This window comes from Janthinobacterium sp. OK676, from assembly GCF_900103595.1.
Taxonomy (GTDB): Bacteria; Pseudomonadota; Gammaproteobacteria; order Burkholderiales; family Burkholderiaceae_D; genus Janthinobacterium.
Genome location: NZ_FNHA01000031.1, coordinates 1 through 1,393, shown reverse-complemented (window position 1 = coordinate 1,393; position 1,393 = coordinate 1). Strand labels below are relative to the sequence as shown.

1 rRNA gene is annotated in these 1,393 nt (G+C 51.3%); it reads left to right on the top strand.

Annotated elements, in window-relative coordinates:
• Positions 1–1,352: ribosomal RNA gene (locus tag BLU39_RS28025) — 23S ribosomal RNA — on the top strand; the annotation flags it as partial.
• Positions 1,353–1,393 lie beyond the last annotated feature (41 nt).

Sequence of the window (1,393 nt, the reverse complement as noted above, 5' to 3'; positions counted from 1 at the left end):
TTCACGAAGCAATCGGAAGTGGTTCCAAGAAAAGCCTCTAAGCTTCAGTCATACGAGACCGTACCGCAAACCGACACAGGTGGGCGAGATGAGTATTCTAAGGCGCTTGAGAGAACTCGGGAGAAGGAACTCGGCAAATTGGTACCGTAACTTCGGGAAAAGGTACGCCCCGGTAGCTTGATTGGTTTACTCCATGAGGGTGAAAGGGTTGCAATAAACTGGTGGCTGCGACTGTTTAATAAAAACACAGCACTCTGCAAACACGAAAGTGGACGTATAGGGTGTGACGCCTGCCCGGTGCTGGAAGATTAAATGATGGGGTGCAAGCTCTTGATTGAAGTCCCAGTAAACGGCGGCCGTAACTATAACGGTCCTAAGGTAGCGAAATTCCTTGTCGGGTAAGTTCCGACCTGCACGAATGGCGTAACGATGGCCACACTGTCTCCTCCCGAGACTCAGCGAAGTTGAAATGTTTGTGATGATGCAATCTACCCGCGGCTAGACGGAAAGACCCCATGAACCTTTACTGTAGCTTTGCATTGGACTTTGAACCAATCTGTGTAGGATAGGTGGGAGGCTTTGAAGCGGGGACGCTAGTTCTCGTGGAGCCAACCTTGAAATACCACCCTGGTTTGTTTGAGGTTCTAACCTTGGTCCGTTATCCGGATCGGGGACAGTGCATGGTAGGCAGTTTGACTGGGGCGGTCTCCTCCTAAAGTGTAACGGAGGAGTTCGAAGGTACGCTAGATACGGTCGGACATCGTGTTGATAGTGCAATGGCATAAGCGTGCTTAACTGCGAGACTGACAAGTCGAGCAGGTACGAAAGTAGGACATAGTGATCCGGTGGTTCTGTATGGAAGGGCCATCGCTCAACGGATAAAAGGTACTCTGGGGATAACAGGCTGATTCCTCCCAAGAGTTCATATCGACGGGGGAGTTTGGCACCTCGATGTCGGCTCATCACATCCTGGGGCTGTAGCCGGTCCCAAGGGTATGGCTGTTCGCCATTTAAAGTGGTACGTGAGCTGGGTTTAAAACGTCGTGAGACAGTTTGGTCCCTATCTGCCGTGGGCGTTGGAAATTTGAAGGGGGCTGCTCCTAGTACGAGAGGACCGGAGTGGACGAACCTCTGGTGTACCGGTTGTCACGCCAGTGGCATTGCCGGGTAGCTAAGTTCGGAAGAGATAACCGCTGAAAGCATCTAAGCGGGAAACTTGCCTTGAGATGAGATTTCCCAGAGCCTTGAGCTCTTTGAAGGGTCGTTCGAGACCAGGACGTTGATAGGCTGGGTGTGGAAGTGCAGTAATGCATTAAGCTAACCAGTACTAATTGCCCGTACGGCTTGTCCCTATAACCTTAGCAGGTACAGAGGATAAGACGGTACAACGTTG